This is a genomic window from Lawsonella sp. (genome assembly GCF_011525565.1).
Classification (GTDB): Bacteria; Actinomycetota; Actinomycetes; order Mycobacteriales; family Mycobacteriaceae; genus Lawsonella; species Lawsonella clevelandensis_A.
The window spans coordinates 1-15,217 of sequence record NZ_WVRS01000018.1; the positions used below are offsets into that span (position 1 = coordinate 1).

Here is a 15,217-nt window from a genome sequence, read left to right on the forward strand (position 1 = left end):
TGAAATACATCTCTAAAAAATTTTAGTGAGCACAGTAAACCACACTCTCTGCTTCCGTAGGAGTCCTACTTTTGCGGTGAGACCATATCAATAAGATCAATGAGTTCATCGCAGGCCTGAGCATGGCTATTCGGATCTTTATTCCTCGACAAATAGGTATTAGTCGTCATCTCATTACAACTTTGTCTATCTAAAGAATTGCAGCCTCTTGTTGCTGTTGACCTGGGTGTTTGTGTAATAAAAAATAAAGTTGAGTCTAATTCACTCAAGAACTATTGCGTAATAAAAACTCATGTGTAATACTTGAGTGCGTAACGCTCAATAGGGTGTTAAATTGCTCTATAGGCGCATGTAAATACACGTAAATACACACAACATCACAAACATACAAGCATTACAGAAACATGGAGGTACCCATTATGGGACGCGCAGTAGGTATTGACCTTGGTACTACTAACTCCTGCGTCTCCGTCCTAGAAGGCGGAGAAGCGAAGGTTATCCCCAACTCTGAGGGATCCCGCACCACCCCGTCCGTCGTTGCTTTCGCCAAGAATGGTGAAGTTCTCGTCGGGCAGCCTGCTAAGAACCAGGCAGTTACTAACGTTGACCGCACTATTCGCTCTGTGAAGCGCCACATTGGCTCCGACTGGAAGTCCAATGATATTGACGGAAAGCAGTACACTCCGCAGGAAATCTCTGCTCACGTGCTCATGAAACTGAAGCGCGATGCAGAAGCCTACCTGAGTGAACCCGTCACCGATGCCGTCATCACCGTTCCGGCCTACTTCAATGACGCACAGCGCCAGGCCACTAAGGACGCTGGCCAGATCGCTGGCCTCAACGTGCTCCGCATTGTGAACGAGCCCACCGCAGCTGCCCTCGCCTACGGCCTCGAAAAGGCCGACAAGGAACAGACCATTCTGGTCTTCGACCTTGGCGGCGGTACCTTCGACGTCTCCCTCCTGGAGATCGGCGACGGTGTTGTAGAAGTTCGCGCCACTTCCGGCGACAACCACCTCGGTGGTGACGACTGGGACAACCGCATCGTGGACTGGCTCGTCGACAAGTTCAAGGCCTCCTCCGGTATGGACCTGTCCAAGGACCGTATGGCAATGCAGCGTCTCCGCGAAGCCGCCGAGAAAGCCAAGATTGAGCTTTCCGCCTCCCAGAACGCCACCATCAACCTGCCCTACATTACGGTTGACGCAGACAAGAACCCGCTGTTCCTTGACGAAACCCTGTCCCGCGCCGAATTCCAGCGCATCACCCAGGATCTCCTCGACCGCTGCCGCAAGCCATTCCAGGCAGTCATCAAGGATGCTGGCATCTCCGTCTCCGAGATTGACCACGTTGTTCTGGTTGGTGGCTCCACCCGTATGCCCGCCGTCACCGACCTGGTGAAGGAACTCACCGGTGGCCGCGAACCCAACAAGGGTGTAAACCCGGACGAGGTCGTTGCTGTCGGCGCTGCCCTGCAGGCCGGCGTGCTCCGCGGTGAAGTTAAAGACGTGCTGCTCCTCGACGTCACCCCGCTCTCCCTCGGTATTGAAACCAAGGGCGGCGTGATGACCAAACTCATCGAACGCAACACCACCATCCCCACCAAGCGCTCCGAAACCTTCACCACTGCTGAGGACAACCAGCCCTCCGTACAGATCCAGGTTTACCAGGGCGAACGCGAGATGGCTTCGCAGAATAAACTGCTCGGATCCTTCGAACTGTCCGGCATTGCCCCGGCCCCCCGTGGTATTCCGCAGATTGAGGTCACCTTCGACATCGACGCCAACGGCATTGTCCATGTCACCGCTAAGGACAAGGGCACCGGCAAGGAAAACACCGTCACTATTCAGGACGGCTCCGGCCTTTCCCAGGAAGAGATCGACCGCATGATTAAGGATGCGGAAGAGCACGCTGAGGAAGACCGTAAGCGTCGCGAAGAGGTTTCCGTCCGCAACGAGGCTGAAACCCTCGTCTACCAGACCGAGAAGTTCCTCACTGACAACGCTGAGAAGATTCCTTCCGACGGCAAGGACAAAGTACAGGCTGCTATCGACAAGGCCAAGGAAGCCCTCAAGGGTGATGACATTGCCGCACTGCGCACTGCCATCGAAGAGATTAAGACGGAGTCTGCCGCCATGGGTCAAGCCATGTATGAGCAGACTGCCGCAGAAGGTGCAACCGCCGCTGACGGTGGTGCCGCCGACTCCAACGCCTCCGACAATGGTGGCGACGACGATGTGGTAGACGCTGAAGTTGTCGAGGACGACAACAACAAGTAAGGCACGTAAGGATTGATAGACATGACGGACGCATCTCAGAACCCTGCTGAGAATCAGCCGCAGGCTGACGACTCGGATCTGCAGGCCTCCGCCAATGCTGCTGACGCCACCCCCACAGCCACTGCAGACTCCACTGCAAAAGCTGCGGGGGAGGGTGCCGCTACAGCGGATAACTCTGACACTGCCGGCCAAGCCGCCCACGCAGAAGACGAGGACCTCACTGTAGAAGACAAACTGCTGGCGAAGGTACAAGAACTTACCGAAGACCTGCAGCGTGTCACAGCTGAATTTGCTAACTACCGGAAGCGTGTCGAACGTGAAATCGGTACCGCCCGCGAGAGCGGCAAAGTTGATGTTGTATCTTCCATGCTCACACTCGCTGACAATGTTGAGCGAGCCCGCCAGCACGGAGACATTACCGACGGCAGTCCTCTCAAGGCCTTCACCGACAAGTTCAATGACATTCTCAAAGGACAGGGCGTTACCCAGTTCGGCGAAGTCGGCGAACCATTCGACGCGAACCGCCACTCCGCCATCCAAGATGAGGGTGGCGACGGCGAAAAGGTACTGAGTACTGTCCTCCGGAAAGGCTTCAACTTGGGCGATCGTGTCCTCCGCGAAGCCATGGTGATCGTCCGCGGGGACGAAGGCTCGGATGCCTCAGCTGCCCATGACTCTGACGGTGCTGACGGTACTGCTAGCACTGCGGAAAAGTCCACTGACTCATCCGCAGACACCACCAATAGTGGTGATTCAGCAACAGCAGATAGCGAGAAGAGTTAGCACAGGCTACTCCACAGTAGATACACAGAGTGATACACACAGTAAGTACATAACAACGTAGTGGCGGCTTTCCTCAGGGGGGCCGCCACTACATTATGTGGCTACAGCGTTATGTGGGTATATCAAATTAGATAGTTAAAGATATAGTACAGACAGTTAAAGTTGAGTAGTTTAGACTCAATGTTAGTTAGTATGAATAATAGAGTTTTAGCTTAGAGAGGAGGAGACGCCATGCAGCGAGAATGGGCTGATAAAGACTTCTATAAGGAACTCGGCGTCAGCAAAGACGCTACTCAAGAGGAGATTAAAAAGGCGTACCGTAAACTCGCCCGTAGTCTCCATCCCGACGCCAACCCCGGAGATAAAGCTGCGGAGGAACGCTTCAAGCGTGTTAGCGAAGCGAACGCTGTTCTCTCCGATCCAAAAGAACGTAAAGAATACGATGAACTCCGCGCCATGATGTCCTCCGGGTTCGGGGGGCAAGCAGGACGGGGAGGTTTTGGATCACCTGGCGGATTCGCACGAGGATTCGCCCCGGGTGGTGGACAAAACTTCACATATAGCACGGAGGGGTTCAACCTTGGTGACCTCGGCGATATTTTTGGCGCCGGTTCTCAAGGCAGTGCTGGCGGTGGCCTCGGCGACATTTTAGGTGGACTTTTCAATCAACGCCGTGGTGGTGGACGCCGACAGGAAGCAGCCCAGCAACCTACCGGCGGTGCCGATATTAGTACCGCCATCACTATTAGCTTCCGGGACGCCGCCAAGGGTGCCACTGTCCCCATCCGCATTACCTCTAAGACCGCATGCCCTACCTGCCACGGTTCCGGTGCACGCCCGGGAACTGCCCCCCGTACGTGCCCAGACTGCAATGGTTCGGGTTATCGTCGTTCTGCGCAGGGCTCGTTTGAGTTCGCACAACCCTGTAGTACCTGCGGTGGTACTGGCACTATTATCGATGACCCCTGCCCCGAATGCGGTGGTACTGGAGTTGTTACCCGGACTCGTACGCTTAAAGTACGTGTACCGGCAGGTGTTAAAAATGGTCAGAAGATTCGTCTTAAAGGGAAAGGTGAAGCTGGACTGCGCGGTGCTCCTCCAGGGGATTTGCTGGTAAAAATCACTGTTACCCCGGATGAGGTATTCCAGCAGGATGGAAATAACCTGCTGGTGAACGTGCCAGTATCGTTTGCAGAATTGACGCTGGGAACTACCGTCACTGTTCCCACACTTAGTGGAACTGTGTCTATTCGTATTCCGGCAGGGAGCGAGCCAGATCAGGTGATGCGTGTGCGTGGACGCGGTATTAAACCTGCGCATGGTGCAGCGGGAGATCTCCTTGCCACCTTGAAACTGCAGGTTCCCACCACCTTGAATGATGCTGCGGTGAAAGCATTGAAAGACTATGAGCAAGCTGAAAAAAGCTCCGGATTCCACCCGTGAGCTGGATGGGCAGGTGCGCAATGAGTAATCGAGAGGAACACTTCTTTGTTATTTCGGTAGCTGCAGAACTTGCTGGTATGCATGCACAAACTCTGCGACAGTATGACAGGCTTGGCCTGGTGACGCCGGCGCGTGCACAAGGCGGTGGACGCCGCTACTCCGATGAAGATGTGGAACTGCTGCGAGAAATCCAGCACCTCAGCCAAGACGAAGGCGTTAACCTTGCCGGGATTAAGCGCATTCTGGAGTTAACGCAGCGCGTTAACGAGCTAGAAGAAGAAGTTGAGCAGCTGGAAAATACTCTCGACCTGGTACGCAAGCAACAACGGAATTCGCGGGCGCTTGTGCATGTTCCGCGTAGCCAGGCTGTTGTCGTGTGGACTCCGGAAGTGCGCCAGCGCGGACAGTAATACAAACAATAGGCTAGCTAATGCTAGTCCAGTGGGTCATGGTGGATATCTGCCCGGGATACTCCGAGGCGGGGCAGATTCTCCATGGCCTGCTGCACTATTTGGGGGCTGCCACCTACAAGGATTTCACGATCGTGAATACAGCCGTCAGCTAACGCTATTTCTAGCGGATTACCGTGGCGGAGAAGAAGATTCGGGGGAAGCTCGGGGGCATTGTGAAGCCACCAGGGGTCAGTTTTTTCGTCTGCGCAAATGTGGGCAATAAGCCAGGGGTTCGCGGCTTGCAGATTAGCGAGGGTAGCGGCGTCAATAAGCTCCCCTGGATAGTGAGTGCTGTAGTAAATGTCGACTAGTGGGTGGTGTCCACTGTCCTGCACCATATCCAGCAGAATGCACCGCATGGGTGCTAGTGCCATGTCGCGGGCGATCATGCAGACGGGGCGTTCTCCAGAAATGTGAAGGTTGCCGTGGGGGTTGGAGAGTGTCCACTGGTCGCCGGGGTGTGTGTTGTGCACAATCTGGTTGCTGAAGTAGCCGTGGTCAACTGCACGGATGTGGAATTCAATGTATCCGTCACTGTTGGCAGGGATAGCTGGAGAAAGATAACGCCATGTGCCGGGGCATTGTGGGGTAGTGACGGAGAGGTATTGTCCGGGGAGGTAATCAATAGCAGGGTTTGCCTGTAGACGAACGATGGCGATGTCGCGGGTGAAGCGGAGGACTTCCATGACGGTGCCCGTGTAGACGGGGGGAGTTGTTTTCGTCGCGGCGGCACTTTGCATGACGTTGATGGCGTGTTCAAACGATGTCAGTAGAGCATCGTTGAGTTCAGTGCTCCACTGGTAGGGGAGGAGGAGTGCGAAGGTGTCTCGTAGGGCTGCGGCGAGGGACTGATATTGCTCGGCTGTAAGTTGGTATTTTCGCTGGTCGCACCCAAGTTGGGAGAGGAAGTCTATAACGTCGTCAAGGCAGTCAGGATCGTTGGTGGATTGATCCAGTGCTTCCAGAATGTAGCGGAGAGCGTGGGTGTAGCGACTGGCGTGATGGTCGTTGACGGAGGGGAAGAATGTGTGGAAGTGGAAGTCGTAGGTGAGGGCGGCGGCAAGGAAGTGTCGCATGAAGTCTTCGGGGTGCTCGCGGAGCAGTGTGATGGCGGGCCCGAGGACGGTGTAGTAGGTGGGGTAGGTGTTGTTGACGGGGGAGTTTTCTGAAGCGCGCAAATGCCGGCCCGATGCTTGTGGTGCATGGTCGCGGTGGCGGCTCATTGGCGTGTCCTTCCAGGTCCATTGTGGATAGAGGGCGGGGATGATGAGGGCGTATGTCTGTGTGCTTATACGTGTGTGCCTATATGTGCCCATCATAGCGTTTAGTGTGACAAAAAAAACAAGCCTTTTTGCAAAAAATCCTTAGCTAAAAGGACTCAACTTTGCTACAGTGAAAATAAACATGAGTCATATAGACTCAACTTAGTATTAACTAGCGTGTTAACTAGTCGTTTATATGACATCAAACATGCAGGACAAACCATATTTAAAAAAATTTTTTGACCCTTTACACGCCGTCGAAATAAAAGAGAGAATAGATTATGAGCACTCAAAACTTCACCACTAAATCACAAGAGGCTATCTCCGCTGCCCTCCAATCCGCCGCAGCCAAAGGCAACCCCAGTGTTGAACCCGCACACCTCCTTGTCGCGCTCCTCGAACAAGAAGACGGCATAGCTGGCCCACTACTCCGCAGCGCAGGAGTAGACCCCGGAGCATTACTCCAACAAGCTCACTCCCTTGTCGAGAATCTCCCCGCCGCCAGCGGTGGAGGGCTTGCTAACCCCAACCTGTCCCGCGACGGGCTTACCGTTATTAATACCGCCCAAGAGCTCGCCAGCTCCATGGGTGACGAATACACCTCCACCGAACACCTCATGGTGGGGCTCGCTACCGGTCGTCACCCAGTGGCCGCCGCCATGCAATCTTTGGGAGCCACTCCCGAAAACCTCAAGGCCGCCTTTACCGCAGTACGCGGTTCCGGACGCATCACCTCTGAAAATCCGGAGGATACTTACCAGGCTCTTGAAAAGTACTCCACGGACCTCACTGCGCGTGCCCGCGAAGGAAAAATTGACCCCGTCATTGGGCGCGATGCCGAAATCCGCCGTGTCGTACAGGTTCTCAGCCGCCGCACCAAAAACAACCCCGTTCTCATTGGTGAACCGGGCGTTGGTAAAACCGCCATTGTGGAAGGGCTCGCTCGCCGCATTGTCTCCGGCGACGTACCAGAATCGTTGCGCGGTAAGAAACTTATCGCCCTCGACCTAGGATCCATGATCGCCGGCGCTAAATACCGCGGCGAATTCGAGGAACGCTTAAAGAGCGTCCTCCAAGAAATCAAAGACGCCAACGGCGAGATTGTTACCTTCATCGACGAAATCCACACCATTGTCGGGGCAGGCGCCACCGGCGACTCCGGAATGGATGCCGGCAACCTCATCAAACCGATGCTGGCACGCGGTGAGCTCTGCCTCGTCGGCGCCACCACCTTGGACGAGTACCGCAAATACATTGAAAAAGATGCCGCCCTGGAACGCCGCTTCCAGCAAGTCTACGTGGGCGAACCAACCGTCGAAGACACCATCGGTATCCTGCGTGGGCTAAAGGAACGCTACGAAGTGCACCACGGTGTCCGCATTAAGGACTCCGCGCTGGTAGCTGCCGCAACACTGTCCGACCGCTACATCACTAACCGCTTCCTCCCCGATAAAGCCATCGACCTGATGGATGAGGCCGCCTCCCGCATGCGCATGGAAATCGACTCCTCACCCGAGGAAATCGACACCGCCCAGCGCATCGTCCGCCGGCTGGAAGTGGAAGAACTGGCGCTGGAGAAAGAAGAGGACGCCGCCTCCCGCGAACGACTCGCCACTCTCCGCAAGGAACTCGCTGATGAACGCGAAAAACTCGCCCAGCTAACCTCCCGCTGGCAAAACGAGAAGAACGCCATCGACGCCGTCCGCGACCTCAAGGAAACCCTGGAACAACTCCGTGGACAGGCTGAACGCGCCGAACGAGACGGCGACCTCGGCAAAGCCGCCGAACTACGCTACGGGCGTATCCCCGAAGCGGAAAAGAAACTCGCCGAAGCGGAAAGCTCCCAAGCATCCACCAGCGAATACTCGCAGATGATGCTGAAAGAAGAAGTAGGCCCCGACGATGTCGCAGAAGTTGTGGAAGCCTGGACCGGTATTCCCGCCGGCCGCATGCTGGAAAGCGAAGGACAAAAACTCCTCCGCATGGAAGAAGAACTCGCCCACAACGTAGTTGGGCAAGAAGACGCCGTGAAGGCCGTCTCCGACGCTGTGCGCCGGGCTCGGGCAGGCGTCGCAGACCCCAACCGTCCGCTGGGTTCCTTCCTCTTCTTAGGCCCCACCGGTGTTGGTAAAACTGAGCTTGCGAAAGCATTGGCGCAGTTCCTCTTCGATGACAAGCACGCGATCACTCGCATCGACATGTCCGAATACGGGGAGAAGCACTCGGTGGCGCGCCTTATCGGTGCCCCTCCGGGATACGTCGGCTACGAATCCGGCGGTCAGCTGACGGAAGCTATCCGCCGCCGCCCCTACTCCGTCATTCTTTTTGACGAGGTAGAAAAGGCGCACCCGGATGTTTTCGACGTACTACTGCAGGTACTGGATGAGGGACGTCTCACTGACGGGCAAGGCCGCACCGTGGACTTCCGCAATACCGTCCTTATCCTCACCTCTAACCTGGGCGCGGGTGGCACAAATGAGGAGATTATGCAGGCAGTAAAGATGAACTTCAAACCGGAGTTCGTCAACCGCTTGGATGACATTATTATCTTCTCGCCGCTACAACCGGAGCAGTTGAAGGGCATTGTGGATATTCAGTTGCGTGAGCTATCGCAGCGTTTGTCCGCGCGTCGTCTTACCCTTGACGTGGATGATGACGCCCGCACCTGGCTGGCCGAACGAGGCTATGAGCCTGCCTACGGTGCGCGCCCTCTGCGTCGTCTTATTCAGCAGTCTATTGGTGATGCTCTTGCTAAAGAATTGCTGGCAGGGGAGATCTTCGATGGTGACATTGTGCATGTGACCGTCGCCCCGGATAAGGAGAGTCTGCAGATCACTGGCCAGCGCACGGTAAAGCCCACGCAGTAAGTCCTGAACAAGAGTGCATAAGCACAGGACGTGCTTTTAAGAGAAGAGGTCGCCGTTGCAGATACAACGGCGACCCCTTCTTCTGTGTAGTTATGAGTTATGGAGTCAACGTGTGAGCAGTAAGCGCGTTACACGTGCACTGACTCTATGTAGTCGCTACCTTATTTGTTTGCTGTGGCTGAGGGCGGTAGCCACCATAGGAAGACGAGTCCCAGGGCTGCGCTAAGAGCTTGCAGTGCGAGATCGCGGGTTTCCGGATTGGAGGAGAGGAAACCAATAGCTATGGTGCTCAAGTGTGAACCTGCGACTTTACCAAGTGCTGACGCTGGAATTCCTACCGCGTGGTAGACGGCTATAGCAACTGGAATAACAGAGAGGTAGATAAGAGTTTTCGCGATAGGGCTCGGTACGAGTTTGGCGAAAAGGTTCATGTTCGTCGCTACTAGTGCGGCGGAGAGGAAACCAATAGCCCAGCCGCACTTTGTGCCAATATAGCCGCCGTAGGCGCTACTGACAATAACTGCGGAGTAGTTTTCTACCTCAATACGGTTAAGGTATTTCCCCCAAGCGTTATAGAAATCGCGTTGGCGGGTACCGTAGCCGATCATTCCACCCTTGTCGTCTTTCTGTAGTGCGTAGGCATTGGTGGAGTGAACGGGCTTGGAGACGGGGAAAAATGTGGCAGCCCGTCCGCCTTCTTTCACGATGACGTTAAGGTCTACCACAGTGTTTCCGAGCAATGCTTGGAGTGGTGTGTTGGTGACGGTAGCACCGGATTCACCGATGATGGCGAGCTTGTCGCCGTGTCGTAAGAAGTGGCCTTTTCCAAGGACTAGGGTGTTGCCGCCGTCGCGAATGTCAGCAATGGTGGCCTCTGCTGTGGCAGCTTTACGCTGTAGAGCGTCCTTATCGGGGATAAGGTGATTATTTTCTACGTAGGCAGTGGTCTGTTCTGCAATGGTGTTGATATCCCTTGTGTAAGGGGTAGTTACAGGGTCTGCCTGGGCAGGGTGTGCTGTCACGAGAAGAAGAGAGGCTGCGACTGCGCCAGCAACTGCTTTAATTCCTGACGAGAATTTCATGGACTCTCCGTTTCGTATGCCGTTTCGTATGCATTCTCGTATCTGGGGAGGGATGGCTAAAACCATTTAACTGTCAAATTACCAATTCTAACAGTAGTGAGTGGGTATGTATAACTAGTGTCCATTTACTGGGTATTTGATGCCGTCATGTTTGGTCCTGCCGGGTGGGGAGTGGGAGGGATTTTCCGTCTCGTGTCATGGTGAAGAAGGTGAATAAAAATCTGGTGATTAGTAGGATAGATGTATGAGTATCCTCGTAAACCCGCAGTGGTTGATGGCGCGGCGGCACTTTGCATGACGTTGATGGCGTGTTCAAACGATGTCAGTAGAGCATCGTTGAGTTCAGTGCTCCACTGGTAGGGGAGGAGGAGTGCGAAGGTGTCTCGTAGGGCTGCGGCGAGGGACTGATATTGCTCGGCTGTAAGTTGGTATTTTCGCTGGTCGCACCCAAGTTGGGAGAGGAAGTCTATAACGTCGTCAAGGCAGTCAGGATCGTTGGTGGATTGATCCAGTGCTTCCAGAATGTAGCGGAGAGCGTGGGTGTAGCGACTGGCGTGATGGTCGTTGACGGAGGGGAAGAATGTGTGGAAGTGGAAGTCGTAGGTGAGGGCGGCGGCAAGGAAGTGTCGCATGAAGTCTTCGGGGTGCTCGCGGAGCAGTGTGATGGCGGGCCCGAGGACGGTGTAGTAGGTGGGGTAGGTGTTGTTGACGGGGGAGTTTTCTGAAGCGCGCAAATGCCGGCCCGATGCTTGTGGTGCATGGTCGCGGTGGCGGCTCATTGGCGTGTCCTTCCAGGTCCATTGTGGATAGAGGGCGGGGATGATGAGGGCGTATGTCTGTGTGCTTATACGTGTGTGCCTATATGTGCCCATCATAGCGTTTAGTGTGACAAAAAAAACAAGCCTTTTTGCAAAAAATCCTTAGCTAAAAGGACTCAACTTTGCTACAGTGAAAATAAACATGAGTCATATAGACTCAACTTAGTATTAACTAGCGTGTTAACTAGTCGTTTATATGACATCAAACATGCAGGACAAACCATATTTAAAAAAATTTTTTGACCCTTTACACGCCGTCGAAATAAAAGAGAGAATAGATTATGAGCACTCAAAACTTCACCACTAAATCACAAGAGGCTATCTCCGCTGCCCTCCAATCCGCCGCAGCCAAAGGCAACCCCAGTGTTGAACCCGCACACCTCCTTGTCGCGCTCCTCGAACAAGAAGACGGCATAGCTGGCCCACTACTCCGCAGCGCAGGAGTAGACCCCGGAGCATTACTCCAACAAGCTCACTCCCTTGTCGAGAATCTCCCCGCCGCCAGCGGTGGAGGGCTTGCTAACCCCAACCTGTCCCGCGACGGGCTTACCGTTATTAATACCGCCCAAGAGCTCGCCAGCTCCATGGGTGACGAATACACCTCCACCGAACACCTCATGGTGGGGCTCGCTACCGGTCGTCACCCAGTGGCCGCCGCCATGCAATCTTTGGGAGCCACTCCCGAAAACCTCAAGGCCGCCTTTACCGCAGTACGCGGTTCCGGACGCATCACCTCTGAAAATCCGGAGGATACTTACCAGGCTCTTGAAAAGTACTCCACGGACCTCACTGCGCGTGCCCGCGAAGGAAAAATTGACCCCGTCATTGGGCGCGATGCCGAAATCCGCCGTGTCGTACAGGTTCTCAGCCGCCGCACCAAAAACAACCCCGTTCTCATTGGTGAACCGGGCGTTGGTAAAACCGCCATTGTGGAAGGGCTCGCTCGCCGCATTGTCTCCGGCGACGTACCAGAATCGTTGCGCGGTAAGAAACTTATCGCCCTCGACCTAGGATCCATGATCGCCGGCGCTAAATACCGCGGCGAATTCGAGGAACGCTTAAAGAGCGTCCTCCAAGAAATCAAAGACGCCAACGGCGAGATTGTTACCTTCATCGACGAAATCCACACCATTGTCGGGGCAGGCGCCACCGGCGACTCCGGAATGGATGCCGGCAACCTCATCAAACCGATGCTGGCACGCGGTGAGCTCTGCCTCGTCGGCGCCACCACCTTGGACGAGTACCGCAAATACATTGAAAAAGATGCCGCCCTGGAACGCCGCTTCCAGCAAGTCTACGTGGGCGAACCAACCGTCGAAGACACCATCGGTATCCTGCGTGGGCTAAAGGAACGCTACGAAGTGCACCACGGTGTCCGCATTAAGGACTCCGCGCTGGTAGCTGCCGCAACACTGTCCGACCGCTACATCACTAACCGCTTCCTCCCCGATAAAGCCATCGACCTGATGGATGAGGCCGCCTCCCGCATGCGCATGGAAATCGACTCCTCACCCGAGGAAATCGACACCGCCCAGCGCATCGTCCGCCGGCTGGAAGTGGAAGAACTGGCGCTGGAGAAAGAAGAGGACGCCGCCTCCCGCGAACGACTCGCCACTCTCCGCAAGGAACTCGCTGATGAACGCGAAAAACTCGCCCAGCTAACCTCCCGCTGGCAAAACGAGAAGAACGCCATCGACGCCGTCCGCGACCTCAAGGAAACCCTGGAACAACTCCGTGGACAGGCTGAACGCGCCGAACGAGACGGCGACCTCGGCAAAGCCGCCGAACTACGCTACGGGCGTATCCCCGAAGCGGAAAAGAAACTCGCCGAAGCGGAAAGCTCCCAAGCATCCACCAGCGAATACTCGCAGATGATGCTGAAAGAAGAAGTAGGCCCCGACGATGTCGCAGAAGTTGTGGAAGCCTGGACCGGTATTCCCGCCGGCCGCATGCTGGAAAGCGAAGGACAAAAACTCCTCCGCATGGAAGAAGAACTCGCCCACAACGTAGTTGGGCAAGAAGACGCCGTGAAGGCCGTCTCCGACGCTGTGCGCCGGGCTCGGGCAGGCGTCGCAGACCCCAACCGTCCGCTGGGTTCCTTCCTCTTCTTAGGCCCCACCGGTGTTGGTAAAACTGAGCTTGCGAAAGCATTGGCGCAGTTCCTCTTCGATGACAAGCACGCGATCACTCGCATCGACATGTCCGAATACGGGGAGAAGCACTCGGTGGCGCGCCTTATCGGTGCCCCTCCGGGATACGTCGGCTACGAATCCGGCGGTCAGCTGACGGAAGCTATCCGCCGCCGCCCCTACTCCGTCATTCTTTTTGACGAGGTAGAAAAGGCGCACCCGGATGTTTTCGACGTACTACTGCAGGTACTGGATGAGGGACGTCTCACTGACGGGCAAGGCCGCACCGTGGACTTCCGCAATACCGTCCTTATCCTCACCTCTAACCTGGGCGCGGGTGGCACAAATGAGGAGATTATGCAGGCAGTAAAGATGAACTTCAAACCGGAGTTCGTCAACCGCTTGGATGACATTATTATCTTCTCGCCGCTACAACCGGAGCAGTTGAAGGGCATTGTGGATATTCAGTTGCGTGAGCTATCGCAGCGTTTGTCCGCGCGTCGTCTTACCCTTGACGTGGATGATGACGCCCGCACCTGGCTGGCCGAACGAGGCTATGAGCCTGCCTACGGTGCGCGCCCTCTGCGTCGTCTTATTCAGCAGTCTATTGGTGATGCTCTTGCTAAAGAATTGCTGGCAGGGGAGATCTTCGATGGTGACATTGTGCATGTGACCGTCGCCCCGGATAAGGAGAGTCTGCAGATCACTGGCCAGCGCACGGTAAAGCCCACGCAGTAAGTCCTGAACAAGAGTGCATAAGCACAGGACGTGCTTTTAAGAGAAGAGGTCGCCGTTGCAGATACAACGGCGACCCCTTCTTCTGTGTAGTTATGAGTTATGGAGTCAACGTGTGAGCAGTAAGCGCGTTACACGTGCACTGACTCTATGTAGTCGCTACCTTATTTGTTTGCTGTGGCTGAGGGCGGTAGCCACCATAGGAAGACGAGTCCCAGGGCTGCGCTAAGAGCTTGCAGTGCGAGATCGCGGGTTTCCGGATTGGAGGAGAGGAAACCAATAGCTATGGTGCTCAAGTGTGAACCTGCGACTTTACCAAGTGCTGACGCTGGAATTCCTACCGCGTGGTAGACGGCTATAGCAACTGGAATAACAGAGAGGTAGATAAGAGTTTTCGCGATAGGGCTCGGTACGAGTTTGGCGAAAAGGTTCATGTTCGTCGCTACTAGTGCGGCGGAGAGGAAACCAATAGCCCAGCCGCACTTTGTGCCAATATAGCCGCCGTAGGCGCTACTGACAATAACTGCGGAGTAGTTTTCTACCTCAATACGGTTAAGGTATTTCCCCCAAGCGTTATAGAAATCGCGTTGGCGGGTACCGTAGCCGATCATTCCACCCTTGTCGTCTTTCTGTAGTGCGTAGGCATTGGTGGAGTGAACGGGCTTGGAGACGGGGAAAAATGTGGCAGCCCGTCCGCCTTCTTTCACGATGACGTTAAGGTCTACCACAGTGTTTCCGAGCAATGCTTGGAGTGGTGTGTTGGTGACGGTAGCACCGGATTCACCGATGATGGCGAGCTTGTCGCCGTGTCGTAAGAAGTGGCCTTTTCCAAGGACTAGGGTGTTGCCGCCGTCGCGAATGTCAGCAATGGTGGCCTCTGCTGTGGCAGCTTTACGCTGTAGAGCGTCCTTATCGGGGATAAGGTGATTATTTTCTACGTAGGCAGTGGTCTGTTCTGCAATGGTGTTGATATCCCTTGTGTAAGGGGTAGTTACAGGGTCTGCCTGGGCAGGGTGTGCTGTCACGAGAAGAAGAGAGGCTGCGACTGCGCCAGCAACTGCTTTAATTCCTGACGAGAATTTCATGGACTCTCCGTTTCGTATGCCGTTTCGTATGCATTCTCGTATCTGGGGAGGGATGGCTAAAACCATTTAACTGTCAAATTACCAATTCTAACAGTAGTGAGTGGGTATGTATAACTAGTGTCCATTTACTGGGTATTTGATGCCGTCATGTTTGGTCCTGCCGGGTGGGGAGTGGGAGGGATTTTCCGTCTCGTGTCATGGTGAAGAAGGTGAATAAAAATCTGGTGATTAGTAGGATAGATGTATGAGTATCCTCGTAAACCCGCAGTGGTTGATGGCGCG

General features: G+C 54.9%; 10 protein-coding genes. 6 read left to right on the forward strand and 4 right to left on the reverse strand.

Annotation, left to right across the window (positions count from 1 at the left end; genetic code table 11):
- The first annotated feature begins 419 nt into the window (after positions 1 to 419).
- From dnaK to QZV76_RS07125, 4 genes are all read left to right on the forward strand, one after another.
- Positions 420 to 2,279, forward strand: a complete 1,860-nt coding sequence (gene dnaK / locus QZV76_RS07110) for a molecular chaperone DnaK (RefSeq protein ID WP_290599327.1) — start codon at positions 420 to 422, stop codon at positions 2,277 to 2,279.
- A gap of 21 nt (positions 2,280 to 2,300) precedes the next feature.
- Positions 2,301 to 3,062, forward strand: a complete 762-nt coding sequence (gene grpE, locus QZV76_RS07115) for a nucleotide exchange factor GrpE (RefSeq protein ID WP_290599313.1) — start codon at positions 2,301 to 2,303, stop codon at positions 3,060 to 3,062.
- Positions 3,063 to 3,293: 231 nt separating this feature from the next.
- Positions 3,294 to 4,505 (forward strand): molecular chaperone DnaJ, encoded by a 1,212-nt coding sequence (dnaJ, locus tag QZV76_RS07120; RefSeq protein ID WP_290599315.1) that lies wholly within the window; start codon positions 3,294 to 3,296, stop codon positions 4,503 to 4,505.
- 20 nt (positions 4,506 to 4,525) lie between these two features.
- Positions 4,526 to 4,915: a helix-turn-helix transcriptional regulator gene (locus QZV76_RS07125; RefSeq protein WP_290599317.1), complete on the forward strand. Its 390-nt coding sequence runs from the start codon at positions 4,526 to 4,528 to the stop codon at positions 4,913 to 4,915.
- Positions 4,916 to 4,938: 23 nt separating this feature from the next.
- Here the strand turns inward: QZV76_RS07125 and QZV76_RS07130 are convergent, their stop codons facing one another.
- The gene (locus QZV76_RS07130; protein WP_290599319.1) at positions 4,939 to 6,180 is read right to left on the reverse strand and encodes an FAD-binding oxidoreductase; all 1,242 of its coding nucleotides are present in this window, start codon (positions 6,178 to 6,180) and stop codon (positions 4,939 to 4,941) included.
- 320 nt (positions 6,181 to 6,500) lie between these two features.
- On the opposite strand from QZV76_RS07130, the gene clpB (QZV76_RS07135) reads away from it, so the two are divergent.
- Entirely contained in the window at positions 6,501 to 9,086 is a 2,586-nt protein-coding gene (gene clpB / locus QZV76_RS07135) for an ATP-dependent chaperone ClpB (RefSeq protein ID WP_290599321.1), read from the forward strand.
- A 161-nt stretch (positions 9,087 to 9,247) separates the two neighbouring features.
- Here clpB (QZV76_RS07135) and QZV76_RS07140 read toward each other — a convergent pair whose 3' ends face one another.
- Together QZV76_RS07140 and QZV76_RS07145 are read right to left on the reverse strand one after the other, a co-directional pair.
- Positions 9,248 to 10,168: a hypothetical protein gene (locus QZV76_RS07140; protein ID WP_290599322.1), complete on the reverse strand. Its 921-nt coding sequence runs from the start codon at positions 10,166 to 10,168 to the stop codon at positions 9,248 to 9,250.
- Between the two features lie 125 nt (positions 10,169 to 10,293).
- Positions 10,294 to 10,947 (reverse strand): hypothetical protein, encoded by a 654-nt coding sequence (locus QZV76_RS07145; RefSeq protein WP_290599324.1) that lies wholly within the window; start codon positions 10,945 to 10,947, stop codon positions 10,294 to 10,296.
- A 320-nt stretch (positions 10,948 to 11,267) separates the two neighbouring features.
- On the opposite strand from QZV76_RS07145, the gene clpB (QZV76_RS07150) reads away from it, so the two are divergent.
- Positions 11,268 to 13,853, forward strand: a complete 2,586-nt coding sequence (gene clpB, locus QZV76_RS07150; RefSeq protein WP_290599321.1) for an ATP-dependent chaperone ClpB — start codon at positions 11,268 to 11,270, stop codon at positions 13,851 to 13,853.
- A gap of 161 nt (positions 13,854 to 14,014) precedes the next feature.
- Here the strand turns inward: clpB (QZV76_RS07150) and QZV76_RS07155 are convergent, their stop codons facing one another.
- Positions 14,015 to 14,935, reverse strand: a complete 921-nt coding sequence (locus QZV76_RS07155; protein WP_290599322.1) for a hypothetical protein — start codon at positions 14,933 to 14,935, stop codon at positions 14,015 to 14,017.
- Between the last annotated feature and the right edge of the window lie 282 nt (positions 14,936 to 15,217).

Coding starts and splice junctions, on each gene's coding strand:
- dnaK (WP_290599327.1), top strand. CDS start 420: ATGGGACGCGCAGTAGGTATTGACCTTGGTACTACTAACTCCTGCGTC.
- grpE (WP_290599313.1), top strand. CDS start 2,301: ATGACGGACGCATCTCAGAACCCTGCTGAGAATCAGCCGCAGGCTGAC.
- dnaJ (WP_290599315.1), top strand. CDS start 3,294: ATGCAGCGAGAATGGGCTGATAAAGACTTCTATAAGGAACTCGGCGTC.
- QZV76_RS07125 (WP_290599317.1), top strand. CDS start 4,526: ATGAGTAATCGAGAGGAACACTTCTTTGTTATTTCGGTAGCTGCAGAA.
- QZV76_RS07130 (WP_290599319.1), bottom strand. CDS start 6,180: ATGAGCCGCCACCGCGACCATGCACCACAAGCATCGGGCCGGCATTTG.
- clpB (WP_290599321.1), top strand. CDS start 6,501: ATGAGCACTCAAAACTTCACCACTAAATCACAAGAGGCTATCTCCGCT.
- QZV76_RS07140 (WP_290599322.1), bottom strand. CDS start 10,168: ATGAAATTCTCGTCAGGAATTAAAGCAGTTGCTGGCGCAGTCGCAGCC.
- QZV76_RS07145 (WP_290599324.1), bottom strand. CDS start 10,947: ATGAGCCGCCACCGCGACCATGCACCACAAGCATCGGGCCGGCATTTG.
- clpB (WP_290599321.1), top strand. CDS start 11,268: ATGAGCACTCAAAACTTCACCACTAAATCACAAGAGGCTATCTCCGCT.
- QZV76_RS07155 (WP_290599322.1), bottom strand. CDS start 14,935: ATGAAATTCTCGTCAGGAATTAAAGCAGTTGCTGGCGCAGTCGCAGCC.